This is a genomic window from Salinicola salarius, from assembly GCF_002179555.1.
In the GTDB taxonomy this organism is placed as follows: domain Bacteria; phylum Pseudomonadota; class Gammaproteobacteria; order Pseudomonadales; family Halomonadaceae; genus Salinicola; species Salinicola salarius_A.
In genome coordinates, this window is the sequence record NZ_NHOU01000063.1 from 1 (window position 1) to 6,681 (window position 6,681).

The following is a 6,681-nucleotide window of genomic DNA, read 5'->3' on the forward strand; positions in this document are numbered from 1 at the left end:
TCGGGCCGGCCTCATGAATAAGCCGGGTTGAGGAATACGAAATCGAACTGATTGGAAACTTTTTTCAAGACACTGAGAGCGCTGCGGGCTTGTTCATTGAACTGTCAAAAGAACATGGCCAAAAAGCCGGTGGAGTGACCCTTGGGTCACTTTACGAGAGACAGCTATACGCGCATTACAGCATCCTGACGAACCTTCTGGTTAGCCGCTCATTTGGCGAAGACGACGAGCAGCTTGAGCCCACTGGCTCATTACAGTTCGCCTACACGAAGTCTGACACGTTTCAGCCAGGGCTGGAGTATTACGGGGCCGAAAACAACCATTTGATGGGACCTGCCATCCTGGCTGAGTTCAGAATGGGCTCCAGTATTCTGGAACTCCAGGCGGGCGTTGCATTTGGCCTCACTACGGACTCAGACGATATGATCTATCGCTGGGAACTGGGGATAGAACTGTGATGGCGGCCCGCAACCAAAAGCCGCAGAACCGCCATCCAGTTTCCGGAGCACTAGCTTGAAGCAGGCTCCAGTGCACTCTCACCGGTTTCGCCGTCCTCGATACGAACAGCCCGAACCAGACGGGATACAAGTACCTTGCCGTCACCCGGGTGCCCATCCTGGGTTCTGCCCGTTCTGACAATGAGTTCCACAACTTCACCAGCGACATCATCGGTCGCTACGTCTACTTCCAGCTTGACCATCTTCACTTTCTCCAGAGGCGACTCATCGCCGACCAGATGACCAAATTCGCTGAGAGGCACGACAGCAATGCTTGTCACGCCCTTGACTCTGGCAAGAGCATCAACCACATGCTCTGCCATCACTTCTCTGACATACGCTTTTATTTCATACATAAACCGTCTCCAGACTTCAGGCTTCAACGTCACGACGTTCGGATGCAAACCACTGATACACGCTGGGCAACACTACCAACGTCAGCAACGTTGACGTGATCAGACCGCCAACCACAACCGTTGCCAGTGGCCGTTGGACATTAGAGCCAATGCCATCGGCCAGCAGCAGGGGAATCAGCCCCAGAATAGCCACAGAGGCAGTCATCAGAACCGGCCGCAAACGGCGTTGAGCGCCCAGCTTGACCGCCTCAATGACTTCGTAGCCTTCGTCCCGCAACTGATTGATGTAGCTCACCATCACCACACCGTTCAGTACGGCTACGCCAAACACCGCAATGAATCCCACGGCAGCCGGCACCGAGAGGTAAAGCCCCGTAACAAATAGCGCGACAATGCCACCGGTAATCGCAAAGGGCACATTCATGAAGATCAGCACCGCGTAGCGCAGACTGCTGAATGCAGAGAACAGAAGCAGGAAAATAAGCGCCAGGGTAATGGGCACAACGATCGCGAGCCGGGCCATGGCCCTTTCCTGATTCTCGAACTGACCGCCGAACTCCACGAAATACCCCGGCGGCATATCCACTTGCTCCTCGATCCGCTTGCGCAAATCCTGAACAACACCGCCCATATCGCGGCCACGAACGTTCATCTGAACATACTGACGACGACTGGCGTTGGAGCGTGAAATTTTCTTGGGGCCGGCGTACATTTCAACATCGGCCACCCGTGAAAGCGGAATAAGCTCGCCGCTGTTCCCTCTGAGTGGAAGCCCTCTTATTTCATCGATGGACCCACGGTAAGATTCTTGCAGCCGGGCAAAAATCTCGAATCGACGGACCCCGTCAAAGATCAGTCCGGCGCCCTGGCCGCCAATGCCGACTTCAACAGTGCTCATTACGTCATCAATACTGATACCGAACTGCGCCAGGGCTTCCCGGTCAGGCCGAATAACGATCTGCTTCTTGCCCGCACTCTGCTGCGCGCGCACGTCCGTTGCACCAGGCACCTCTTTTGCCAGGGCCGCCACTTCCTGACCAATCCGGCCAAGCTCCTTCAGGTCATCGCCGAAAATGCTGGCAACCAATTGTGCCTGGACGCCTGACAGCAGCTCGTCGGTTCTGAGCTGAATCGGCTGGGAAAGGTTATTGGCCAGCCCCGGAACCCGTTGCTCCAATGCCTCTGCAATCTGACTCTGCAGCTCCTCATAGCGCAAATCCTCTCGCCACTGGTCCAGCGGCTTGAGGTTGACCACCGTTGACACCACGTTTACCGGCTCAGGGTCACCGCCGACTTCCGCTCGCCCGATCCTGGCGTAGGTGCCGGTCACCTCCGGAAATTCCTCTATAACAGACTGAACCCGTTTGCCATATTTGATGGCGGATTCCAGGCTGGCACCCGGCGGTAGTGTTGAGCGAACCTGGAAAGTGCCTTCCCTCAGCGTGGGCACGAACTCACTCCCGAGGAAGGGAAATAGCAAGAGGCTACTCGCAAAGGCAATCACTGCAACACCCATCACAATTTTCGGAGCCTTGACGACAGTATCAACCACCGGTTTGTAAAGCCGGTTAAGGAACAGAACCAGCTTCGGCTCTTTGTGTTGTCCACCCATCTTGAATGACAGCGAGGCCAGAACCGGCACCAACGTCAACGCGAGTAACAGCGCACCGATCAACGCAAAACTGATGGTGTAGGCCATGGGCGAAAACAGCTTGCCCTCGACGCCCTGCAGCGTAAATAGCGGCAGAAAGACAATAATAATGATGCCGATGGCAAAGACGATCGGACGAGCCACTTCCCGGGCAGATTCACCTACAAGCCTCAGAACACTGACCTTTTCCTCTGATCGTTCTTCCAGATGTCGGAAGATGTTCTCTATCATCACAACGCCGCCGTCCACCATCATACCGATGCCGATAGCCAGCCCCCCCAGACTCATCAGATTGGCGGACAGGCCCGAAATCCGCATCGCAATGAATGCGAAAAGCACAGACAACGGCAACGTCGCCACCACGATCAGTGTGGAACGAATATTTCCGAGGAACAGATAGAGGAACACCAGCACCAGAACCGAGCCCTCAAGTAACGCTTTCTCGACAGTGCCTATGGCCTTGCCCACCAACTCCGCCTGGGAGTAATACGCTTCGATCTTCAGCCCCTCAGGAAGCGACTTGTTGAGGTCATCGATTTTTGCGTTGACATCCTCAAGTACCTGGCTGGTATTGGTCCCGATCAATTTCATCACGTAGCCGCCCACGGACTCCTCGCCCGAGGACACCTGCGCGCCGCGGCGGATCGCCGGTCCAAGGCCAACCTCCGCCACATCCTTGACGTAAATAGGAGATTCGCCCTCACTCTTGGACACAATGATGTTCCGGATATCCTTGATCCCCTCGGAACCGGGGTTAACCCAACCATAGCCCCGAACAATATATTCTTCGCCGCCTCGCGTAATGAAAGAGGCTCCCACATTACGGTTGTTCTGCATAAGAGCGCTACGAACATCCGAGACGGTCAGGCCCCTCGCCTGCAGTTTCTGCGCATCTATGTTGACCTGGTACTGTTTCACTTCGCCGCCAATGGAAAGTACGCCGGTTACGCCTGGCACGGTCCTGAGCTGCGGCTTGACGATCCAGTCCTGAATCGTCCGGATTTCCTGCAAGCTGTACTGGCTCTCGTCCTCAGCTTTCAGGGAATACATCAGGATACGTCCCAAGCCCGTGGTGATGGGTCCTAGTTCGGGTTCCCCCATGCCCTCCGGGATCTGGCGCCTGGCTTCTGAAAGCCGTTCGTTTACAAGCCGCCTGGCGAAGTAGATGTCGGTGCCATCCTCAAAATAGATGGTTACCCGGGAAAGCCCGAAGATGGACGTACTCTGAACCTTGGTCAGGTTCGGTATGCCGTACATGCTGATTTCGATGGGATAGGAAATCAGAGTTTCAATATCTACCGGCGACAGGCCGGGACTGGCGGTGAATACCTGCACCATTGTCGGTGTGGCGTCCGGAAACGCGTCCACCGGAAGTTTTTTGAACGAAAAGACGCCGGCAACGATCACGGCGATCGCAAAAACAATCGTCATGAGGCGATTGTTCAGCGCATAATTCACAATTGCGTTGATCATGCTCCCCCCAAAAATTAGTGATCGGCGCTACGGCCGCTGGCAGTAATGGCCGACATCAGATCAAAAGCGCCTACTGAAACCACTTCCGTGCCCGCGCTGATGCCGGACTTGATCTCGATCCAGCCGTTCGCTTCCTTGCCCAGCGTTACCGTAACCGCCTCGTAGGCTCCCGCCTCATCACCTGGCACGAACACAACGTTATCGTCGCCGATGGTCTGAACTGCATCATCCGGAACCAGTGGCAGTGAGGCCTCCGATTCCGTCATGATTCTGGCCGTGGCATAGGTATTCGGGCGAAGGTCGCCCCTCGGAGACTCCAGCACAACGCGAACCGGGATGGTGCGGGTCTTTTCATCGAGCATGCTCGACACCCAGGATACCTGCCCACTGTGAAACCGGCCAGAACTTGAATCCCTGGAGGAAATCTGAACCTCGTCTCCCGTTGAAATCTGGTCAATATCGGATTCGGACACCTGAAGAATGGCCCACAACACCGAGGCATCCGCCACGATGAAAGGCGTATCCGACGGACTCAGCGTTTGCCCCAGACGAACATGCATCTGCTCGACACGCCCCTCAATGGGTGAGCGGAGCGCGTATTGCGCCAGCCCCCCACTGTCACCTGACGACTCGCTGCCGTAAACCGCCAGTTGTTCCCGCACGGAATCGTACTCCGCTTTTGTTTCAAGAAAGGCAGCCTTGGCATCCAGGAACTCTTCTTCACTGGAAATACCCTGTCCCTGCAACTCCCTTTCACGATTGTAGTCAGACTCGGCCGCTTCTTTGCGGGCCTCCAGCGAGATTAACCGGGAGCGAATCCGGGCCAGCTCCACACTGTTCAGGGTTGCCAGTAACTGCCCCTTATTGACACGATCCCCCAGATCAACCGCCAACCCTGTCAGTTTTCCCTCCAGCAGCGGACCAACCTCGGCCACGCGGTCCGGCACATACTGAATCTCGGCAGGTGCCGTAACAATTGCGCCAGCGCGCCCCTTGGCAGCCGCCACAGTCTGAATCGACAGTAACTCTGTCTGCTCCGGCGTCAGATGGATCTGGCGGGACTGGTTTTCCTCTCCGGCATGCTCGGCTTCTTCATTTGCGTGCTGGTCACCCTCGGCTTCTCCGGCAGCGTATGCCTGCTGCAAGCTCAGAGCGCCGACAACTATTAACAGTATCTTCAGATTGCGAATCATTCATTCACCCTCAATATTTAGAGAACGGTACTAAGAGAACGGTCAATTTTGAGTTTCATACCCTCAGGAACCGGCTGACATCGACAGAGCACCTCCTGTGCTTATCTCCAGCGCCCGGACGGCATCGATATAATCATTCTGCGCCTGAACGTATTCCTGCCTTACCGACAGGAGATTGTCCTGTGCCGCCAGAACATCCGAGGCACCGACCTTGCCCGCCCGAAATGCTTTCTGCATCAGTTGTAATGTTTCCTCTGAACGCTCCAGGATCGACTCGTTCATCTGGCGCAGCCGAACGGCGGTGGATTCATACCGGGCCACAGCTGACACAACCTGACGCTCTGTAGCCAGGCGCAAGGCCTCTGCCTCAAGCTCGGAGGTTTTCAGCCGCGCAGCAGCTTGTCTCTGCTCACCGGAATAATCATGAAAAACGGTCAAAGGCATCGACACCCCTGCACCGAAAAGGTTGGAGCCTCCCTCACGATCATAGGATCCGAAGACTTTCAGATTTGGAATCGTCAGGCTTTTCGCAATTTCAAGGCCAGATTCATCCGCTGCAATTCTGGCGGCCGCCGCTTTCAGGTCCGCTCTCTGACTCTGTGCCATCTCGACAAGCTGGCTGGTCGGAGGCAGGTCTTCGGGCGTCACATCAAGCTCGCCGGTCACCCCAACGGCATCGGAGGGGGACACCCCGAGCACTTCGGTAAGGTCAATTTTTGATTGCTCGAGCTTTTGTTCCGCCGAGGCTTTTTGATTCCGGGCCCTGGCAAGCCCAATGACTGCGGTATTGAGATCAATCCGGGTTTGTTTACCCTGTTTTACGGACATTTCAACCAGGTCTTTGGTGCGTTGCATCAGGTCAACGGCACGGGTTGCGGTTTCCAACTCTTTCTGAGCCAGCAGTATCCGGAAATAGGCGGCCCGTACGCGCGCCTTGGTGGCCACCTTCAGGTATTCAAGCTCCTGTTGCCAGGACGTGAGATTGCTCCGGGCACGCGACTGGCCAAGGTCGCCGCGGTTACCCATCCAGATCTCCTGAGTAACCCTAACCCCGTATTCCAGGGACTCATCAGCCTGCTCCGGGGCCTGACGCCCCCCCACCTCAAACTCTGGATTGCTGGGCGCCCAGCGGCTGGCATGGTCAAGCTGGCCCTGCTGCATCGAGACCGCGGCCCGCCTCAAAGCCAATACCGGGCTATTCTCGAAAGCCATCACCATGGCCTGGTTCAGGGAAACAGCCTGGCTGGCTTTGGCCTGCTGATATTCTTTCAGCGACACACTCTCTTTTGCCTGGGCCGACACCATAGGAGAGACGGCCAAGGCTCCCGGAACTATCATCGCGCACAACAACAACCGTTTGTTCATTCAGTATCATCCTGGCTGTTTGACTGAGGTCAGTGAGTCAGCATTTTTGCGTGGGAATCTGGAACGACCTTACAGACAAACCTTTAATACAGTTTGAAATTCAGACACCAGATAATATCCCGGCTTATTCATGAGGCCGGCCCGAA

At 55.8% G+C, this 6,681-nt stretch carries 5 protein-coding genes; 1 reads left to right on the forward strand and 4 read right to left on the reverse strand.

Annotation, left to right across the window (positions count from 1 at the left end):
• The first annotated feature begins 89 nt into the window (after positions 1-89).
• Positions 90-458, forward strand: coding sequence for a hypothetical protein (locus CCD76_RS18635; protein WP_143543334.1), 369 nt, complete (start codon positions 90-92; stop codon positions 456-458).
• A 50-nt stretch (positions 459-508) separates the two neighbouring features.
• Here the strand turns inward: CCD76_RS18635 and CCD76_RS18640 are convergent, their stop codons facing one another.
• The 4 genes from CCD76_RS18640 to CCD76_RS18655 all read right to left on the reverse strand — a co-directional run bounded on the left by CCD76_RS18640 (position 509) and on the right by CCD76_RS18655 (position 6,535).
• On the reverse strand, positions 509-853 hold the full coding sequence (locus CCD76_RS18640; RefSeq protein ID WP_036208664.1) for a P-II family nitrogen regulator: 345 nt from the start codon (positions 851-853) through the stop codon (positions 509-511).
• Between the two features lie 16 nt (positions 854-869).
• Positions 870-3,977: an efflux RND transporter permease subunit gene (locus CCD76_RS18645; protein WP_087721011.1), complete on the reverse strand. Its 3,108-nt coding sequence runs from the start codon at positions 3,975-3,977 to the stop codon at positions 870-872.
• 14 nt (positions 3,978-3,991) lie between these two features.
• Entirely contained in the window at positions 3,992-5,170 is a 1,179-nt protein-coding gene (locus CCD76_RS18650) for an efflux RND transporter periplasmic adaptor subunit (protein ID WP_087721012.1), read from the reverse strand.
• Between the two features lie 63 nt (positions 5,171-5,233).
• The gene (locus CCD76_RS18655) at positions 5,234-6,535 is read right to left on the reverse strand and encodes a TolC family protein (protein WP_087721013.1); all 1,302 of its coding nucleotides are present in this window, start codon (positions 6,533-6,535) and stop codon (positions 5,234-5,236) included.
• Positions 6,536-6,681: the final 146 nt, after the last annotated feature.

What these genes read in the sequence shown, in the direction of transcription:
- CCD76_RS18640 (WP_036208664.1), bottom strand. Translation starts at nt 853, where the DNA reads ATGTATGAAATAAAAGCGTATGTCAGAGAAGTGATGGCAGAGCATGTG.
- CCD76_RS18645 (WP_087721011.1), bottom strand. Translation starts at nt 3,977, where the DNA reads ATGATCAACGCAATTGTGAATTATGCGCTGAACAATCGCCTCATGACG.
- CCD76_RS18655 (WP_087721013.1), bottom strand. Translation starts at nt 6,535, where the DNA reads ATGAACAAACGGTTGTTGTTGTGCGCGATGATAGTTCCGGGAGCCTTG.
- CCD76_RS18650 (WP_087721012.1), bottom strand. Translation starts at nt 5,170, where the DNA reads ATGATTCGCAATCTGAAGATACTGTTAATAGTTGTCGGCGCTCTGAGC.